The 19,122-nt window shown below is 62.1% G+C and carries 17 protein-coding genes; 11 read left to right on the top strand and 6 right to left on the bottom strand.

All coding sequences use genetic code 11. The features are described from left to right. The first annotated feature begins 64 nt into the window (after positions 1 to 64). Positions 65 to 2,401 carry a 5-methyltetrahydropteroyltriglutamate--homocysteine S-methyltransferase gene (gene metE, locus DKK74_RS04220; RefSeq protein ID WP_110412954.1) on the top strand — a complete coding sequence of 779 codons (2,337 nt, stop codon included), beginning with the start codon at positions 65 to 67 and terminating at the stop codon, positions 2,399 to 2,401. After that, complete coding sequence (gene metF / locus DKK74_RS04215) at positions 2,394 to 3,275, top strand: methylenetetrahydrofolate reductase [NAD(P)H] (protein WP_110412953.1); 882 nt, start codon at positions 2,394 to 2,396, stop codon at positions 3,273 to 3,275. The genes metE and metF overlap by 8 nt, the downstream gene beginning before the upstream one ends. A 58-nt stretch (positions 3,276 to 3,333) precedes the next feature. On the opposite strand, the gene DKK74_RS04210 is transcribed toward metF, so the two are convergent. The 3 genes from DKK74_RS04210 to DKK74_RS04200 all read right to left on the bottom strand — a co-directional run bounded on the left by DKK74_RS04210 (position 3,334) and on the right by DKK74_RS04200 (position 4,323). Next, on the bottom strand, positions 3,334 to 3,654 hold the full coding sequence (locus DKK74_RS04210) for a hypothetical protein (protein WP_110412952.1): 321 nt from the start codon (positions 3,652 to 3,654) through the stop codon (positions 3,334 to 3,336). A gap of 111 nt (positions 3,655 to 3,765) precedes the next feature. Continuing rightward, a complete protein-coding gene (locus DKK74_RS04205; RefSeq protein ID WP_110412951.1) occupies positions 3,766 to 3,948 on the bottom strand; it encodes a hypothetical protein in 183 nt (60 codons plus the stop codon). 15 nt (positions 3,949 to 3,963) lie between these two features. Beyond that, positions 3,964 to 4,323, bottom strand: coding sequence for a hypothetical protein (locus DKK74_RS04200; RefSeq protein ID WP_110412950.1), 360 nt, complete (start codon positions 4,321 to 4,323; stop codon positions 3,964 to 3,966). Positions 4,324 to 4,445: 122 nt separating this feature from the next. On the opposite strand from DKK74_RS04200, the gene DKK74_RS04195 reads away from it, so the two are divergent. The 9 genes from DKK74_RS04195 (at position 4,446) to DKK74_RS04155 (ending at position 15,275) form a co-directional block, all read left to right on the top strand. Next, on the top strand, positions 4,446 to 7,526 hold the full coding sequence (locus DKK74_RS04195; protein ID WP_110412949.1) for a bifunctional [glutamine synthetase] adenylyltransferase/[glutamine synthetase]-adenylyl-L-tyrosine phosphorylase: 3,081 nt from the start codon (positions 4,446 to 4,448) through the stop codon (positions 7,524 to 7,526). A gap of 70 nt (positions 7,527 to 7,596) precedes the next feature. Next, positions 7,597 to 8,604 carry an aspartate carbamoyltransferase gene (pyrB, locus tag DKK74_RS04190; RefSeq protein WP_110412948.1) on the top strand — a complete coding sequence of 336 codons (1,008 nt, stop codon included), beginning with the start codon at positions 7,597 to 7,599 and terminating at the stop codon, positions 8,602 to 8,604. Then, a complete protein-coding gene (locus DKK74_RS04185; protein ID WP_110412947.1) occupies positions 8,601 to 9,014 on the top strand; it encodes an aspartate carbamoyltransferase regulatory subunit in 414 nt (137 codons plus the stop codon). The genes pyrB and DKK74_RS04185 overlap by 4 nt, the downstream gene beginning before the upstream one ends. A gap of 1 nt (position 9,015) precedes the next feature. Beyond that, a complete protein-coding gene (locus DKK74_RS04180) occupies positions 9,016 to 10,449 on the top strand; it encodes a dihydroorotase (RefSeq protein ID WP_110412946.1) in 1,434 nt (477 codons plus the stop codon). Continuing rightward, positions 10,437 to 11,498: an orotidine-5'-phosphate decarboxylase gene (gene pyrF, locus DKK74_RS04175; protein ID WP_110412945.1), complete on the top strand. Its 1,062-nt coding sequence runs from the start codon at positions 10,437 to 10,439 to the stop codon at positions 11,496 to 11,498. Before DKK74_RS04180 ends, pyrF begins: the two co-directional genes overlap by 13 nt. After that, entirely contained in the window at positions 11,495 to 12,340 is an 846-nt protein-coding gene (locus tag DKK74_RS04170; protein ID WP_110412944.1) for an iron-sulfur cluster-binding protein, read from the top strand. The genes pyrF and DKK74_RS04170 overlap by 4 nt, the downstream gene beginning before the upstream one ends. Next, positions 12,337 to 13,308, top strand: a complete 972-nt coding sequence (locus tag DKK74_RS04165; protein WP_181414914.1) for a dihydroorotate dehydrogenase — start codon at positions 12,337 to 12,339, stop codon at positions 13,306 to 13,308. The genes DKK74_RS04170 and DKK74_RS04165 overlap by 4 nt, the downstream gene beginning before the upstream one ends. Next, positions 13,305 to 14,051, top strand: coding sequence for an orotate phosphoribosyltransferase (pyrE, locus tag DKK74_RS04160; protein ID WP_254477485.1), 747 nt, complete (start codon positions 13,305 to 13,307; stop codon positions 14,049 to 14,051). Before DKK74_RS04165 ends, pyrE begins: the two co-directional genes overlap by 4 nt. A gap of 156 nt (positions 14,052 to 14,207) precedes the next feature. Next, positions 14,208 to 15,275 (top strand): DsbA family protein, encoded by a 1,068-nt coding sequence (locus tag DKK74_RS04155; RefSeq protein ID WP_110412943.1) that lies wholly within the window; start codon positions 14,208 to 14,210, stop codon positions 15,273 to 15,275. Positions 15,276 to 15,386: 111 nt separating this feature from the next. Here DKK74_RS04155 and DKK74_RS04150 read toward each other — a convergent pair whose 3' ends face one another. From DKK74_RS04150 to DKK74_RS04140, 3 genes are read right to left on the bottom strand one after another with little or no spacing between them, the layout of a single operon-like run. Beyond that, positions 15,387 to 16,325: a LysR family transcriptional regulator gene (locus DKK74_RS04150; protein ID WP_110412942.1), complete on the bottom strand. Its 939-nt coding sequence runs from the start codon at positions 16,323 to 16,325 to the stop codon at positions 15,387 to 15,389. Between the two features lie 24 nt (positions 16,326 to 16,349). Further along, entirely contained in the window at positions 16,350 to 17,132 is a 783-nt protein-coding gene (locus DKK74_RS04145) for a 2,3-bisphosphoglycerate-dependent phosphoglycerate mutase (RefSeq protein ID WP_110412941.1), read from the bottom strand. Positions 17,133 to 17,162: 30 nt separating this feature from the next. Continuing rightward, complete coding sequence (locus tag DKK74_RS04140; protein WP_110412940.1) at positions 17,163 to 19,070, bottom strand: bifunctional ADP-dependent NAD(P)H-hydrate dehydratase/NAD(P)H-hydrate epimerase; 1,908 nt, start codon at positions 19,068 to 19,070, stop codon at positions 17,163 to 17,165. Positions 19,071 to 19,122: the final 52 nt, after the last annotated feature.

The raw sequence follows: 19,122 nt of genomic DNA, 5'->3' as shown, positions 1-19,122 counted from the left end.
TTACCCGCCTCCCCCCGCCGCTGATAGGCTGACCGGAGACATCAGGACGAAACTGGGAGGTTTCATGGCAGCGATTACATCCGTGTCCGGGTTCCCGCGCATCGGTGCGCACCGCGAACTCAAGAGGGCCATCGAGGGCTACTGGAAGGGCGAACGAAATCTGGACGAGGTTCGGCGCACGGCCGCCGACCTGCGGGCCAGGCACTGGCAGCTTCAGCAGGAGGCCGGTGTCGACCTGATTCCTGTCAATGACTTCAGCTACTACGACCAGATCTTGGATACGTCCATCCTTCTGGGCGTAGTGCCCGATCGCTATCGGAAGTTGGGCCTGGGCCCCGAGGACACCCTCTTCGCCATGGGCCGTGGTTACCAAGGGGAGCAGGGTGATGTGACCGCCCTGCCCATGAAGAAGTGGTTCACCACCAATTACCACTACCTGGTTCCCGAGATCGATCAGGACGCCAAAATCGCCCTGGAAGGCGACAAACCCTTCAAGGAGTTCCAGGAGGCGCGCGAGCAGGGCATCGCCGCCAAGCCGGTGCTGATCGGACCATACACCTTCCTCAAGCTGGCACGCGGTCCCCAGGGCGAGCTGCTGGATCCTGACCCGGCACTGGTCCAGGATCTGGCCAAGGCCTATGCGACCATACTGGAACGGTTCATCGGACTGGGCGCCGACTGGGTACAGCTGGACGAGCCCTACCTGGTCCTGGACAAAGAACCGGGCGACCAGGACCTCTTCGATACCCTCTACCAGCCCATTCTCAAGGCCCGCCAAAGTGACCAGGGCAAGGTCCGTATTCTGCTTAACACCTACTTCGGCCATGTGGGCGACTGCTATGACCAACTTACTGACCTGGGCTTCGACGGGATCGGCCTGGATCTGGTCGAGGGCAGGGACGAGAATCTGGCGGCCCTCAAGGAGCACGGCGTGCCCGAGGGAACCACCATCTTCGCTGGCCTGGTCAACGGCCGCAACATCTGGCGCAACGACTATGCAGTCAGCCTGGGCCTCCTGGATGCTCTGCACCAGGTGACCTCGAATGTGGTGGTGTCAACCGCATGTTCCCTCCTGCACGTGCCTTACACGGTGGCCGACGAGGATGGGCTGGATGCCGACACCGTGCGGCCCCACTTCGCCTTCGCCCTGGAGAAGCTGGGCGAGCTGCACGACCTGGCTCAGCTGGCTGATGCCGACGAGGACCAACGCCGTTCCAGCAAGGCTCTTGCCGATAACCAGAGACTCTTCGACGGCAGCCGCGTACAGCCCGACCCCCAGGTGCAGCAACGCCTGGCCGGTCTTAAGGACGAGGACTTTGTACGCACCCCGGCTCGGCCCGAGCGCCAGAGGATCCAGGCCCAGGAGCTGGGTTTGCCCCTGCTGCCAACCACCACCATCGGCTCCTTCCCCCAGACCGCCGAGGTCCGCGCCGAGCGGGCCCGCCTTCGCAAGAAGGAGATCAGCCAGGAGGACTACGACAGCTTCATCGCCCACAAAATCGACCAGGTCATCGACCACCAGGAGCAGATCGGCCTGGATGTTCTGGTCCATGGCGAGTTCGAGCGCAACGACATGGTCGAATACTTCGGCCAGAACCTCAAGGGCTACCTGTTCACCCGGAATGCCTGGGTCCAGTCCTATGGCACCCGTTGCGTCAAGCCTCCGATCGTCTGGGGGGACATTTCCCGCGCCCGGCCCATCACCGTGCGCTGGTCCTCATACGCCCAGTCCCGCACCAACCATGTGGTCAAGGGGATGCTGACCGGTCCGGTGACCATTCTCAACTGGTCCTGGCCCCGCGAGGACATCGATCACAAGCAGCAGACCCGCCAGCTGGCCCTGGCCATCCGTGACGAGGTCCTGGACCTGGAGGCCGCGGGCATCCGCATCATACAGATCGACGAGGCCGCCCTGCGCGAGAAGTTGCCGCTGCGGCGCTCCGACTGGCACAGCCGATACCTGGACTGGGCCATCCCAGCCTTCCGGCTGGTTCATTCCGGGGTTAAACCCACCACTCAAATTCATACCCACATGTGCTACTCGGAGTTCAACGACATCATCAAGGACATTGATGCCATGGACGCCGATGTGATCTCCTTCGAAGCCTCCCGCTCCGACCTGACCGTCCTGGACGCCATCCAGGAGGCCAAGTTCGAGACCGAGGCAGGCCCCGGAGTCTACGACATCCACTCGCCGCGCATCCCCTCCACCGAGGAGATCGTGGACCGGATCCACGCTATCCTGAAGAAGCTGGATGCGGCTAAGGTCTGGATTAATCCCGACTGCGGACTCAAGACCCGAGGCGATAAGGAGACCTGGCCCAGCCTGGAGCACATGGTGGCCGCCGCCCATCAGGTGCGCGCGGAGCTATCGTCCAGTCAGGAGTCGGATCATGCATGAGCCTATCTTTTCCCTGGAGGTCTTTCCCCCCAAGCGCGATGCCCCGGTGGGCACCATCTATGACACCCTGGATGGGCTGGAAGGACTGATGCCCGACTTCATCTCGGTGACTTACGGGACCGGTCGGCGCTCGGACCGCACGGCCACGGCCCGCATAGCCAAGACCATACATACCGAATATGGCATCCCTGCTGTAGCGCACTTGACTGCCCAGTACGCGGACCGCGAGGTGATCGATCAGGCTCTGGACATGTTCGACGATGCAGGTGTAGCAGCGGTGCTGGCCCTGCGAGGCGACAGCGTGGAGGGTCGTGAGCCTGCCGGAGTCTTCGAACATGCCAGCGACCTTGCCGCCTACATCCGGTCCCGTCGGCCAAATCTGTCGATATACGGAGCCTGTTATCCGGAGACCCACCCGGAGGCCGCCTCGCCCGAGGAGGACATTGAGAATCTGCGAATCAAGGTGGATTCCGGAGTGGATCATCTGGTTTCGCAACTCTTCTACGACAATGCTGATTTTCTGGACTTCCTGGACCGGGCACGGGCAGCCGGCATCCAGGTGCCCATCGAGGCCGGCATCATGCCCATCACCAACGAGGGCCAGGTACGGCACATGAGCGAGGTCTGCAAGGCGCGAATCCCGGCTGCGGTTGAGTCCATCCTGGAGCGTTGGGGCGACGATCGGGCCAGTTTGCGCGAGGCGGGCATCATCTACGCCTCACAGCAGATCGCCGACCTGGTGGCTCATGGGGTGGACGGCATTCACCTGTATTCCATGAACCACTCTGGTGTCACCCGGCGCATCTGGCACAACGTACGCCACCTTTTCCGGCAGGTAGGCACCAAAGAGGAGCCGGTCAATAGCCAAAACTAACTGCATAAAGGCGGAGGAGCACCCGCATCGATGGCTGTAAAAGCGTGATTTTCGGCTTTCAGCGACGCTTTAGGCCTTGGTCATCGGTGCGGGGCCTCAGCCATGGCCAGATCTTGAGCGCAACTCTGTTCAGTGGCGGGATTATGCCAATTACGAGCCCAAGGACCATCGCTCCGATGGTTATCCAGGATACCAGATCGCGTCCCAACAGAATGAGAATCACCACCAGGCCAGTGCCGATCAGGGATAAGACCGGTATCCAGCGTTGCTGCCTGTAGGTCAGGCGGTCGTTTTTCTTGGGAAGAAGTCCGTATATCAGTCCCCATGCCAGTCCTATCAGGGCACAGACGATGGTCAGTAGGGTATCGGCCAGTTGCATTCTAGTATTCCTTCGTTCATGATTGCTGAGGTTCTGTTGTCTGATACGGTCTGTTTTGCCCCACTGGCAGATTCGGCAAGAGTTGGTCTGTAAGGGTCGGGGAGGAAAGAACTACAGGGCCTGACCGGCGTGTCTACGCATGTTGTCGTCATCACGGGAATGGTGATGATCGCACAGTTGTTCGCCGCAGAAGAGGTTAGAGGAGACATCCAGCTTGACATGCTTGGGGGCTTCAGCGAACTTGAAACTGACATATGGGTCGTCCATCTTCGGAAAGACTGCGGTTTCGTGCAATCAGCGTCACCTCCTCTACGATGATCGACCTGCGAATTTTGTGGACACATCAATGTGCTCGTCGACGCCATTGACAGCCATCATAGCCGCCTTAAGAGCGGATCCAGTAATCAGATAGCGGGCAGGGAGCACCTTTATGCAGACTGTGGTGTCGGGGGAAAACATGCCCCGGAGAGTTTCACGAAGGGGCTCTAAGAACACGTATTCGGTTGTGTTCAGGATGCCTGCCAGGACCACCACCTCGGGATTCATGGCATTGCCAATGCGGATGGCTGAGTCACCTATGATCAGCCGGCATTGGCCGTCAGATCCTTTCCGCGGCTGAGGCTGTGCAGGATGGCAGCCGCTGACATGGCCCACTATGATTTCGTACACTGTGCCGTCTGCGCCTTTCGGGAGGGCTGCAAGGGCTGACGACCCGTCACCCCTATAATGCCTGTACCGGTTCCGCAGACATCAGAGCCGTTGCGGGGCTGAGGAAAGGCAGGGGATAAGTCATGGAAGATCCGGTGCGACCGACCACTTCGACCCTGATCCACCTTGGGCTGCACGACCTGGACAAGGCCCGGGTTCGGCTGGATCGGCTTGCCCGTCTGGTGGACGACCAAACTCTGGCGCAAACCCTGGTCCAAACCCTGGGACAGGCCTGCGATCCGGACGAAGCCCTTGCGGGGCTGACGCGAATTCTCGAACAGTATCCGCAGGGAGCCAGGCCGGACTTTCTTTCCGGGTCCCCACGGGAAAACCAAGAGGCCGCCCAGTCGCTGATCAGGGTGCTGGGGGCCTCGGAGGCCATGGGCCGACTGATGCGCTCGCGGCCGGAGTTGGTAGAGGCGGCTGCCCTGGATCCGGAGCACTTGGCTGACTGTCCGGCGGAAACCAGGCAGAGGCGGGTCCTTGACGCCTTGGATAAGGTGGAAGCAAAATCGGACTCCGTGCCCTCGCTGGCGGCCTACGCCGATGCACTGCGGTTCGAATACCGGCTGCAGCTGGCTGCAGTCATGGCCCGGGACCTGGCAGCCAAGGATCCTCTGGAGCTGGAGCCGGCAATCAGCCGGGCCCTGTCCGACATGGCCGATGCCGCGCTCCAAGGGGCTCTGAGCATTGCCTGCCGTCAGGTTCCCGATGCGGATTCATGTCGTCTGGCGGTCATCGGCATGGGCAAGCTGGGCGCCCAGGAGCTCAACTACGTGTCCGATGTGGATCTCATGTACGTGGTGGAGCCGGCCTCGGGGACGGACACCAGTCAGTCCGATCCCATCGCCGTGGGCACTGCCATGGCCGTCCTCCTGCAGCGGGTCTGCCAGTCGGTCATCCCCGGTTCGACCGAGCCGCCGCTCTGGAAGGTTGATACCGCCCTTAGGCCCGAGGGACGTGACGGTCCCCTGGTCCGTCGTCTGGCCTCCTACGCTGACTACTATGCCCAATGGGCCGAGAATTGGGAGTTCCAGGCCCTGCTCAAGGCCCGTCCGGTTGCGGGCGACAAGGCCCTGGGACAGGACTACTCTGCCATGATCGCGCCCCTGGTCTGGGATGCCTGCCAGCGACCCAACTTCGTCTACGACTGCCAGCGGATGCGCCAGCGGGTGGAGAGGTTGATACCCGAGAACCGCAAGGAGCGGGAGATCAAGCTTGGCCAGGGCGGACTGCGGGATGTTGAATTCACCGTCCAGATGCTCCAGCTGGTCCACGGCTCCAGCGACGACGTTCTGCGTTGTCCGGCCACCCTGGATGCCCTGCAGGCCCTGTCCCGTGGCGGTTACATTTCACGCAAGCACGGCGACCAGCTGGACCATGACTATCGGTTCGAACGGGTCATGGAACATCGTCTGCAGATGTGGCAGCTGCGCCGCACCCACCTCTTCCCGAAAATCAACCGTTCAGGCACCCCCGGCAAACGGCCGCCCAGTCTGGAGGAGCTGGAGAACAACCGCGATCTGCGGCGGCTGGCCCGTGCCTTCGGACTGCATGCCGACCAGATGCTGGCCCGATACCAGGCCACCAGAATCGAGGTTCGCAACCTTCACCAGGCCATCTACTTCCGTCCCATGCTGCCCATCAACGCCCAGGTGGACGAGGACGAGGTCAGCCTGCGCCCCCAGGCGGCCCGCGCCCGGTTCGCCTCCATCGGCTTTGCCGACCCCGATGCAGCCATCCGCCACGTCACGGCACTGACCACAGGGGTCACCCGGTCGGCGAGGATCAACCGTATTCTCATGCCTGCCGTCCTCCAATGGCTGGGGGAGGGGCAGGATCCGGACATGGGTCTTCTGGGCTGGCGAACCCTGGAGGAGCACTTCGGCGGCAAGAGCACTTACCTGGGCTTCCTACGGGACTCCACCTCGGCCGCCCGCCGCCTCTGCCATGTCCTGTCCAACTCGCGCTATCTGTCCGGCGCCTTGGCCCAATCCGTCCAGTCGGTGACCTGGCTGGGCCATGACCAGGATATGATCCCCCGTGATCGAGCCACCTTGGACAAGCGCGCCGCAGCTTATCGAACCCGGCATGCGGACTCGCTGGAGGATTTCGCCACCGCAGTGCGGACCATGCGCCGCCAGGAGATCGAGCGGATTGGGTTGGGCTGGATGAGCGGTGTGGACGATCAGCAGGCCTGCCTGGCGGGCATGTCCGATGTTTACGATGCAGCCATCGATGCCGCCCTGGACTGGGCCGTGAACCACCGTCTGGAACAGACTAATGCGCCGGCAGAGATGGCCCTGATTGCTATGGGCCGCTATGGAGGCAGGGAGGTCAACTTCAACTCAGATGCCGACATCATGCTGGTCTACCGTCCCACATCAGGCGCCGACCAGGACCAGGCGGCTGAATTCGCACGTGGCGTGACTGCGGACCTGCGGGCTGTTCTAGCTGGACCAGCCAGCCTAGAGCCGGGCATCGACCTGGACTTTGACCTGCGCCCTGAAGGACGTCAGGGGCCTCTGGTGCGTTCGCTGGACTCCTACCAGCACTACTACCGCGACTGGTCGGAGACCTGGGAACATCAGGCCTTGATCAGGGCCAGATTCGCAGCTGGGAATGCCGGCTTGGCCAAGGACTTTCTGGAGGGCATAGCAAATCCGCTTCGCTACCCCGAGCAGCCGCCCAATGAGGAGGAGCTAGGGCAGATTCGCCGTCTAAAGGCCCGAATGGAGGCTGAGCGACTTCCGCGCGGCGTGCGTCGGGATCGGCATCTGAAGCTGGGCAGGGGAGGACTGTCTGACGTGGAGTGGACTGTTCAGCTTCTCCAGCTGCGCCACGCCCACGATCTGCCGCAGCTGCAGGCCACCGGCACTTTGACAGCCTTGGACGCCCTGGAGGTTGCAGGACTTATCGAGGACAAGGATGCTAAGGCACTGCGCCGCAGCTGGGTGCTCTGCACAGCAGCCCGCAACGCCAACTTCCTCTGGTCCGGTCGTGTCTCCCAGGCGGACATTCTGCCGGACGACGGTCAGGTTCTGGGAGGCATCGCGGTCTGCTTGGGCTACCCAGCCCACCGGGGCCAGCGCTTTGTCAACGAGCTGCTGGCGGCCATGCGCCGCTGCAGGCAGGTCATGGAACGACTCTTCTACGGGAGCTGATCCTGGGTCCATCCGGGGTCGTATGCTTGTTCAGGTCACATAAGGTGGCCACCTTGAGGAAGGTGAGCCGTTGTCCCAACAAGTTGATCACGCATCCAACACCTCTTCTGCCGTCGTTCCGCTTCGTGGGCGAAGTGTGGTTACTCTCGACGACATTCCCATGACCCAGATCCTGGACCTGCTGGATCGTGCGGCCTACATCGACACCCATCGCCGTCAGGTGGCCCACACCTGCGACGGCCGGGTCCTGGCCACACTCTTCTATGAACCCAGCACCCGAACCCGGCTCAGCTTCGAGACGGCCATGCTCCGTCTGGGCGGTCAGGTCATCGGATTCGCCGGCGCCCAGCTGGCCAGCGTTTCCAAAGGGGAGTCCATCAGCGACACTCTGAAGACGGTCTCCAACTACGCCGACATCGTGGCCATCCGCCACCCCAAGGAGGGTGCCGCCCTGGTAGCCTCCCAAGCGGCTGCGGTCCCGGTCATCAACGCGGGCGACGGCGGGCACATGCATCCGACCCAGACTCTGACCGACCTGGCCACTATCCGTGCCCGCAAGGGTCGGCTGAACCACCTGACCATCGGCCTGTGCGGGGACCTGACCTTCGGCCGCACGGTCCACTCCCTGATTACCACCCTCTGTCGCCTGGGCCACGTGGACTTCGTCCTGATAAGCCCCGACGAGCTGCGCACCCCCGAATACGTCCTGGAGAGGATCCGCTCATCGGCTGACTGCACCTACCGTGAGACCGGAGACCTGAACGGGGTCATCGGCGACTTGGACGTGCTCTACATGACCCGCGTCCAGCAGGAACGCTTCTTCAACGAGGACGACTACCTGCGTCTGCGCGACACCTACATTTTGGATGCCGACAAGCTTCGGGCTGCGCGCCCCGACATGGCCATCCTCCATCCGTTGCCCAGGGTCAACGAAATTGCCGTGGAGGTGGACGATGATCCGCGTGCAGCTTACTTCCAACAGGTTCGCAACGGCATGCTGGTCAGAATGGCCCTGGAGAGCGCCTTGCTTGGCGACGAGCTGCCCGGTTACCGCAAGCAGAAGGAGGTGGCGGCATGAAGGTCACCAGCATTGTTGACGGCATCATCATCGACCACGTTCGTGCGGGCACAGCCCTGAAGGTCTTGCACTACCTGCGCGTGGACCCGGCGAAGACCCGTCTGGCTCTGATCATGAATACGGACAGCCGCAAGTACGGGTCCAAGGACATCATCAAGATCGAGCAAACCGGGGATTTGGACCTGACCGCCTTAGGGTTCATCGCCCCCGAGGCCACCGTCGACGTAGTCCGGCAAGGCAGGATCGTCAGCAAGCATCAGCCGGACCGACCCAACCATCTGATTAACGTCATCACCTGCGTCAACCCTCGTTGCGTGACTACGGTGGAGACCGGAGTGGACCAACGCTTCCACCTGGATGATGTTGGGGTCTACCGCTGCGACTACTGCGACGAGAAGGCTGAAGACTGACATGCGGTTGTTGGGGTTGACTGATTGGCGTAGCGGCATGACGGTCGATCTGGTGCTTCCCCAGACGGTCGACAGCACGCTGATTGACGAGACCGGCGCCATGTCGGCAGATGTGGACCAGATAAACGCCTCGGGGCTGGTGGTGGCTCCGGCCCTGGTCGACCCCCACGTCCATCTGCGGGACCCTGGCCAGACCAACAAGGAAGACATGGTCACCGGCACGGCTGCCGCAGCCGCCGGGGGCTACGGGCTGATACTGCTCATGCCCAACACCCAGCCCGCCATGGACGGCCGGGCGAGGATGGCCGATGGGCGTACGGTCATCGACTACTTGGAATCCTACGAGCAGGACCATGGGCTGAACCTGCCGGTGGACTACGACCTCTGCGTGGCGGCCACTCTGGACCGGGCCGGCCGGGAGGCCTCAAACCCAGACGACTGGTCGAGTCACCTGCCTGGCCACGGATACGACCATCCTGTAGTGGCCATCAGCGACGACGGATCGGCAGTAACCGATCAGACCCTGGAGGCCGTTGCTGCCAATGCCCGAGAATTCGACCTACCCATCCTGGATCACTGTGAACACCACGAGCATGGTCAGGTCAACCTGGGGGCCGTCAGCCGCAGGCTGGGACTGGAAGGGATTCCCGCCTCCACCGAGACCGCCATTATCAATCGGGACATCGAACTGGCGGAACGTACCGGCACCCGGGTGCATCTGCAGCATGTCAGCACTGCCGGGGGATTCGAGGCTGTTCGCCGGGCCAAGACCCGTGGGTTGCCGGTCACCTGCGAGACCGCACCCCACTATCTGGCCCTCTGCGACGAGGACCTGCTGCGTTGCGGCAGCATGGCCAAGATGAACCCTCCACTGCGCTCCCGCGCTGACCAGCAGGCTGCACTTGAGGCCGTAGCCGACGGCACCGTGGACATGATTGCCACCGACCATGCCCCCCACACCAGCGCTGAGAAGGCACTGGGGCTCAAGGATGCCACCAACGGCATCATCGGTCTGGAAACTGCCTATGCAGTCTGCAACCAGGTCCTGGTCGAGAGCGGACTCGTCAGCCATGACCGCCTGATCGAACTCATGTCTCTGGCTCCAGCCGAGCTCATGGGCATGCGTCGGCTCCTGCCCGAAGACCTGCCCTCGCATACGGCGAACAAGGTCAATAAAGCCGGTCACCTGCAGCTGGAGGCCGACCGTCACAGCGATGCCAATCTGCCACCTGTTGACCTGGTCATCTTGGACCCCGAGGCCAAGTGGGAGGTAGATCCCAGCCGCTTCCATTCCAAGTCACGGAACACCCCTTTCGCCGGAGCAGGGCTGGCCGGACGGGTCATGGCCACCATAAAGGATGGGCGTCTGGTATTCTCCCGCCTGCCCGCAAGCCGCGTCATCACCAGGGAAAGGATCCGAGCATGGACCGACTGACTGCGCTCGTCCAGGACAAGAACAATCCGACCGTGGTCGGTCTGGATCCGCGACCGGAACTGCTGCCCAGCCAGCTGATCGAACAGGCCAGACAGCGCGCAGCCGGGAGCATGGCTCAGATGGGCCTGGACCCTAAGGACCTGCAGCAGACCCAGGGCGAACAGGCTCAGGCTGTCTGGGCGGACCACCTGGCCAGGGCTTATCTGCGCTTTAACCTGGCCATTCTGGAAGGCGTGGCCGACCTGGTGCCTGCAGTCAAGCCTCAGATTGCCATGTACGAGGCACTGGGACCTTGGGGCATCAGGGCCTACACCGGCACCTGCCGAGCCGCAGCCGACCGTGGCCTCTATGTCATCGGGGATGTCAAGCGCGGTGACATCGGTTCCACGGCTGAGGCCTACGCCGCCCACCTGGACGGGCTCCCCCTACCCTTCACTCCTGGGCAGACGATCGACAGGCCGGCTCACAGTGGCGGGAGATTCCCCTGGTACGAGGATGCCCTGACCATCAATGTCTACCTGGGCTCCGACGGGGTGGAACCCTTCCTGCAGGCTGCCGAGCACATCCAGGGCGACTTGTTCGCCCTGGTGCGCACATCCAATCCCTCGGGCAGCCAAATCCAGGAACTGGGCCTGGACACGGCCTCAGGCGGGGGAACCATTTATCAGCGCCTGGGAGATCTGGTGGAATCCTGGGGACAATCCTCCATCGGGGAATCGGGTTACTCCAGGCTTGGTGCTGTGGTCGGCGCCACCCATCCTGAGGATGGCGCACTTCTGCGGCAGGCCATGCCCCACACCTTTTTCCTAGTCCCCGGTTACGGAGCGCAGGGCGGTTCAGCGGCCGACGTGGTGCCCATGTTCGACCAGTCCGGCGGCGGCGCTGTGGTCAACTCCTCTCGGGGAATCATCGCAGCCTGGCGGAAGGATCCGGACTACAGCCCGCGGCTCAGCGTTCAGGCGGCCCTGGGCATGGTCACCCGCGATGCCCGCCAAGCTGCGCAGGCTATGAAGGACGATCTCAATCAGGCGATCAAGGAGGCCCGATGAAAACCAACCTCTTTATATCCACCAGTCGGGTGGAAGAACAGGCCGAACGGGCAGGTCGGCTGCCTGGACGGCGTACTGCCCAGGTCACCGGCATGGAGCCCCTGGACCGGCAGGTCTGGCGAATGACCATCCGCGACCCTTACCTGGCCGCCCATGCCCCTGCAGGAGCCTTCATCAACCTTTACTCTGCAGACCGCATGACCATGATGCCCAGACCCTTCGGTATCAGCCGGGTTCTGGCGGGCGAGCAGATCGAGATTATCTTCGCCGTAGTTGGCCAAGGGACCAATGAATTCTCCCTCCTGCAACCGGGCATGGCTGTGGACCTGCTTGGGCCCCTGGGCCATGGCTTCGACCTGGAGAAGCCCGCAGACTATCTGCTGGTAGGCGGCGGCTTGGGTGTTCCTCCGCTGATTCGCGCAGCCCAATGCCTCCAAGGCCGGTCCGGTGTAAGCACCACCGCCCTGCTGGGCTACCGGGACCATCGGTTCGCCGATGCCATCATGGGCTCGCTGACCGATCGGCTGGAGTCCATCGACAATGCCTCCGGGGATGTCATAACCCTCTTGGATCGGGTTAGCGGCGACATCGATACCGAACGGACCATCATCCTGACCTGCGGACCCTTGCCCATGATGCGAGCCGTGGCCGCCTGGGCCCGCAAGACCGGCCTGCCTGCCCAGTGCTGCATGGAGTCCCGAATGGGTTGCGGCTATGGTACCTGCGTCGCCTGCGTGGTCGATACCGTGGACGGCAGACTCAAGGTCTGCAAGGATGGCCCGGTCTTCGCCGCCGACCGCCTGATCTGGGATGAAGAGGGAAGCAAGGAGATGCCGCGATGAGCCAGCAGACAATCGCAGAGATGCAGACGGCCATAGCCATGGATCCTCTGGAGCCGCACGTCTGGCGGCATGGCACTGTTGTGGCCGGCACGCCTTGGAAGAACCCGGTGGGTACCGCCTCGGGCACATTCAACCTGGATGCCTGCGGGGGTTATTACGACGTCTCCCAGATGGGCGCCATTTCCACCAAGGGGGTTTCGCCGGTTCCCTGGGAAGGCAACCCAACGCCAAGGACCGCCGAGAGCCCAGCCGGCATGGTCAACTCTGTTGGCCTACAGAACCCGGGCGTGGACCATTATCTGGTGGACGAACTGCCCAGACTCAAGGCCCTGGGAGCCACCGTGGTCACCAACGTGGCCGGCCACAGCGACGAGGACTACGCCATCGTTGTGGAACGGCTGGCAGACTCCCCGGCGGATATGTTGGAGATCAACGTCTCCTGCCCCAACGTCTCACATGGAGGGATGTCCGTAGGCACTGATGCCAAGGCTCTGAAACGGTTGATCATCCGGCTGCGGGGTCTGACCGACAAGCCCATGGTGGTCAAGCTGACCCCCAACGTCACGGACATTGTGGAGGTGGCCCGAGCGGCCGTTGATGGGGGAGCAGATGCCCTCAGCCTGATCAATACCCTGGTGGGCATGCGCATCGACATCAATACAGGCAAGCCTATCCTGGCCCAAGGCACCGGTGGTGTCTCAGGCCCCTGCATTCTGCCCATCGCTTTGTCTTTCGTCTGGCGGGTGCGCCAGGCATTGCCCGACATTCCCATCATCGGCATCGGAGGAATCGACTCGGGACGCACGGCCTTGGAATTCCTCTATGCTGGGGCCAACGCCGTGGAGGTGGGGGCTGCGGCCCTGGTGGACCCTGTGGCGCCCATGAGGGTGGCCCGCGAACTGGATGATCTTTTAGACGAGCGGCCCGATCTGGCCGAATTGCTCAAGAAAGGGAAGTGCTGGCGATGAGCGCAACCGCAGCAGAAAACAACGACCATGACGGGGATGCCCTGGAGCAGACCCGCCGCATCCAGGAGGGTTTCACCAGCTTCCTGCTGCAGAGCGGAGCGCTCAAGTTCGGTGACTTCACCCTGAAGTCAGGGCGGCGCTCGCCCTACTTCATCAACGCCGGGGCCTTCAATGACGGACGGCTGATTGCCCTGCTGGGGGAGTTTTACGCCCGGACCATTGTGCAGGCTGTGAAGCAGGGGACCCTGCCCGCAGACATCGACACGGTATTCGGCCCGGCCTACAAGGGGATTCCCCTGGCCGTCTCCACCGCCATAGCGCTGAGCGGGGCGCACGGCATGCCGGTCGGCTACACCTTTGACCGCAAGGAGGTCAAGGACCATGGCGATGGAGGCCTCATGGTCGGCACCCAGCTCAGGGATGGCATGAGGGTGCTGCTGGTGGATGATGTCATGACCGCCGGGACTGCGGTCCGACAGGTGGTGCCCAAGATCATGTCCCAGGCCAATGTGACCATCGTCGGCCTAGTGCTCTCCGTGGACCGAATGGAGCGCACCGGACAGGGCCAAGGCTCGGCCGTGGAGTCCATCATGGACGAGTTCCACTTCCCGGTTATCAGCATCGTCAACGTCCGCCAGATCTTTGGCGCGGCCGCCTCTATGAAGGGTCCGGACGGGTCGCCCATTCTGGACCAGCGCACGGCCGATGCCGCCAGGAACTATCTGGCGCGCTACGGTGCCTGAGCAAATGCCTGGCTCATATCGATATGTTGATTGTGCGTACCGGCCACATTGACGCACATTCTTCGGATGGTCATTCTGCCGGATGACCCTCGTGTAGATTGGTAAAGGTCCGACGGGCAGGCCGACGGATCATCATCGCAAGGAAGGCCATGGATCATGACGAAATCGCAGGAGCAGAAAGGTCATGAGGAACCGGACCAGACTGAGGTCGACGAGGTGAATGCCGCTTCTCAGGCGAATTCAGAGGAAACGGCCAAGCCTGCCGTTTCTGCCACAGCAATTGACACAGAGAAATCTTCGGATGAGGCAGGCCAGCCTGCTCATCGGTCTCGGAGGCTGCCGCTGATACTGGTTGTGGTGGCTCTTGTGCTGGTGCTTGTAGCTGGCTTCTACATGCTGTGGACTAATCATTCAGGAGACGACCAGTCAGCCCAAAAGCCTTCATCTGGAACATCGACCGTCCAAGCCAATCAAGGCCCCAGCGGGGATGCCAAGGCTTATAAGGCTCTGCAAGAGGTCACCGTCAAGCCATCGGTGGCTGACGACCAGGGAGGACTGACCGTTTCAGTCAAGGGTGTCGGCAGTAAGAAGAAGGTTGCTGATGCGCCCACCCTTGAGATATTCATAGACCCCATGTGCCCATGGTGCGGCAAGGTGGGCCGGGTCATCGATCCCCAGCTGCAGCGCATGATCAGTGCCGGTCAGATCAACGTCACCTACAACTTTTTGAACTTCCTGGATTCGGCATCCAGCGACCAGTACTCCAGCCGTGTGGACAACGCCCTGGCCATGGTGGCCCAGGAGGATCCGGACCATCTGCCGGCCTTCGCCGCCGCTATCTTTGATACCGACTTCCAGCCCAATGAAAAATCCTATCAGGCCGTTTCCGATGCGCGCCTGGCCGACCAGGCCGTGGGGGTGGGCGTGCCCAGGTCCCTGGCAGACCGTTTTGCCCAGGGCACCTACAGACCATGGGTGGACAAGGTCAACGCCTATGCCATCACCCGCAAGGACGCCAAGGACGCCAAGGGGGAGTTCTCGACCCCTACCATCATGATCAACGGCAAGGTCTGGGATCTGACCGCAGCTGCAAAGAGCCAGGGAGGCCTGGAACATCTGGACCGGGCCCTGTTCAAGGCCCTGGGACTCAAATCGCAGGATGTGGGCCACCAAGGGAAGATGCCCTCCATCGGAGCACAAGGAAAAGCGCTGAAGGCAGAGTAAGCGGCAACTGCCGAGCGCCTACGATCTGTGGCAAAATTCAAGGACCGCCGTTATCAGATCAGCTGTTTGCTGGGTTAGTCTTGGTCGGTTCGGCTTTTGTTTGCCTGGCTGTTACTCGCTTGGCTCCTGTTCGATCAGCGAATATCCGTGGTTGGACACAACCTGGCGCAGCTTGTCCAAGTAGAGTCCGGCGGCATGGGACAGCTTGGTCCGGCTGTTGACAATCCAGCCCACCAGCATGGACTCATCCGACTCCAGGGGAACGCTGACGATCTTCTCGTTGTTCAGGTCCTCGTTGTCGATGCCGGTGCAGACCGTGTAGGCGTTGAGCCCGACGATGAAGTTGAGCATGGTGGCCCGGTCGCTCACGGTGATCTGCTTGGGGGAGTAGTCGGGCCAGACTGCCTCCTCTGCGAAATAGAAGGAACCCTCCTCGCCCTGCTCGTACTGCAGGAAGGGGTAGGGCTCCAGGTCCTTCATGGTCACCATGGCCCGATCAGCCAATGGGTTGGTCCGGGCGATAAAGACATGCAGATCTGCACGGAAAAGGGGATGGAAGTCCAGGTGTTTCTCGCGTAGCATCTTGGACAGGACCCGTTTGTTGAAGTCGGACTCGTAGATGATGCCTATCTCGGACTGAAGGGTGGCCACCTGGTCGATGATGTCCCTGGTGCGCGTCTCTCGTATGGTGAATTCGTACTCGTCCGAATCGATGGAGTTGATCATCTCCACGAAAGCTTCCACTGCGAACATGTAGTGCTGGGTGGAAACCCGGCAGAGCTGCTTGCGGGGCCTGACCTGCCGGTAGCGGGCCTCCAGCAGGTCGGTCTGATCCAGAATCTGCCTGGCATAGGTAAGGAATTCCGCCCCGTCCACTGTCAGAGCAATCCCCTGGGAGTGACGGGTAAAGATTTCGATGCCCAGCTCGTTTTCCAGCTCCTTGACCGATGAGCTCAGAGCCGGCTGGGAGATGTAGAGCTCGTGCGAGGCCTCGTTCATGGAGCCGCATTCGACAATCTTGACGATGTAGCGCAGTTGGAGCAGTGTCATATAAGCAAATCTATACCCAAGGCCCTATCGGCCCAGGGCCGCGGTTTCAGCTATGCCCTGGTTCGCGGCCTTCTGATCAAGATAGCGACCCGGACCAAGGACTTGAAGGTTGCCATCTTCATCGGTCTCGAAGTTGTAGACCATGGGAACGCCTGTGGGCACGTTGATAGACCGGATGTCCTTGTCATCAACATCTTCAAGGACCTTGATCAGGCTCCGGACCACGGAACCATGGGTGACAATGAGCACAGTCCGACCTTGGGCCAGGTTTGGGGCTATTCGGCTTCGCCAGTAGGGATGCAGACGGAGCAGCAGATCCTTGAGGCACTCGGCGCGGATCTCGGCAGGATTCCGGCTGTCCAGTCCGTCGCTCATGGCCGGGGCATAGCGCGGATCCAGTCCCTGAAAGTAGGGTGAATCGGTTTCGATGGTCGGCGGCCTAACATCGTAGGAACGTCGGTAGATGTCGAATTGCTGCTGACCGTAGCGTCCCAACATGGCCGGTCGCGTCTGTCCCTGGAAGGCGCCATAGTGGCGCTCGTTCAGCCTCCAAGTGCGCTCTACCGGAATCCAGGCCCGATCAACCAGATCCAGCACCGTGTTGGCAGTGACGATGCTGCGGGTCAGCAGAGAGGTGAAGACCAGCTCGGGCAGCAGGCCTGATTCCTTGAGCAGCTGTCCGGCATGGCGGGCCTGTTGCAGTCCGCGATCCGTCAGAGGCACGTCCACCCAACCGGCGAAACGGTTGACCGACTTCTGAGTCCAGACGCTTTCTCCGTGACGCATGACAATAAGCTGCGAGGTCATCAAATCGACTCCTTTTCTGATGAAGCGTTTTTAGAACCAGAGCGAGCTGTTTTCAAAGAAGAGGGAAGCATCGTCCCCTTCCTGGGCGGATTGGTCGATTTGGTCAGCAGTCCCCTCAGCTCTTGACATGACCAGACCTATAGCCATGGGCAGGGCATCGGCTACCTGGCTGGCACGGATCGGCTGCCCCATAAGTCCTAAAGCTGTCCCGTGACCCTCCTGCTGGCTGTCCTGGGCTACCAGATCAGCAAAATCCTGAGGCTTACGCGGGTCGAAGATCAGCGGTTGCTCCCAGCCGGTCTGCCTGCCTCCGCTGGCTAGAGAACCGGCAAGCCCGTGCAGGAAGGCCGCAGCAGCCGTCAGATCCACCATCAGCGTGGCATCATCCTGGATTAGTCCGGCATTTTGTGCCAGCATGGCCCCGATGGTTCCGGAGAGCACATCTCCTGATCCGGCTGTAGACAGCCATGCTGGGCCGAAGCCAGTGGTCATGACGCGGGGACGGTCGGTACCGTCCTCGCCGACGACCAATGTGATGGCCCCCTTGAGCAGAATGGTGGCTCCTGTCAGCTGACAGGCTCGGATTGCCCAGTGCAGGGGTTCGGCCATGACCTGGTCGCCGTCCACGTTCTCGCCATTCGAGTTGAGCAGTGCGGCCATTTCGCCAGCATGTGGGGTAAGCACCGTGCGCGGGCCCAACCGGTCCGGCAGCAGATCCAAAGCACCGGCATCGGCTACCACCGGCGGGTCAGCTGCTGCCTCATCCTCGTCCAGGTCGGCGGCCTGACGGCTGAGTATATCGGCAATCAGACCACGCTGATCGTCCTGACCCTGGGGTCCAGCTGCCTCCTGGGCTTGCCTGGTGGGTACACCAGAGCCCAGAACCCAGGATTCAACCCTTCCGCGGCCCAGGACGGTCTCGGGCAGCTCCTGCAGGATCAGGTCGCCCACCTGCTCGGGGCCGCAGTAACGGATCATGCCCACGTTGCTGCTGGCAGCAGCCTTGCTGGAGAGCAGCCCGGCGCCATGGTAGAGGGCGGAGCCGGTGACCAGGCCGACCACGCCCCGGCTGTACTTGGTGTCATCCACCCGTGGCGCTCGTAGGAGACTGGCGCAGTCCTCAGCGCTCATGCAAGAGACGCTCGGGACCAGGGCCGAGGTGTCAAAACCGAAGTCCACCAGGACGATTCTGCCACAGACATAGGCGGCCGGGGGCAGCATCAGGCAGGGTTTCATGGCCCCCATGGTCACGGTCACATCAGCCGGGATGTAGGCCCCAGGCAGGGTGCCCTCGTCCACGTCCAAACCGGAGGGGGTATCCACGGCCAGCACCAAAGGCCTATCCTGACCGGCGGGGTCGTGCCAGGCTGGTCTGTCGGGCAGACCAGTCTCCATGCCCAATTCTGCGGCCAGAGCAGCAGGAATGCCGCGCAACGCCCCTTTGAGACCGATACCCGTCATGGCATCGATAATCAGATCCGCCTGTCGACATAGCTCCAAGACTTGATCCAGATCCTCGGATGCCTGATCCGGTCCGGAGGGGGTCTCGCAGCCGGGGATGGCTGCTTGAGGATCCAGAGCCGTGACCACTCCGCCGGCGCGGAGAAGGGCGTCCAACCCACCCTGATGCAGGTTCCGCCCAGTGGCCACCACAGTCACGTCGGCTCCATGCCCGGCCAGATCGGCCGAGGCATAGAGCCCGTCGCCGCCGTTGTTGCCGGCCCCTGCCAGCAGGACGATTCTGGCGCCTGCAGGCTCCAGCCCGGCCTGGGTGAGCATGACATCGGCCACGGAGGCCAGGGATCCCGCGGCGACGCGCATCAAGGGGACCCCGTCATCCAAAAACGGCTGCTCAAGTGATCGGATCATGTCGGCGGAATAGGCGCTGGTGGCGAGGGTCCGGCGGGCTTCGCGGCGCTCATCTGATGACGGCTTCATGGCATCACACCCCTCATTCAAAAGGTCCACGTGCGGCGGCGTGGCCGGCCAC

The organism is Bifidobacterium asteroides, from assembly GCF_003202755.1.
Lineage (GTDB): Bacteria > Actinomycetota > Actinomycetes > Actinomycetales > Bifidobacteriaceae > Bombiscardovia > Bombiscardovia asteroides_F.
This window is presented reverse-complemented; position numbering and strand designations above follow the sequence as displayed.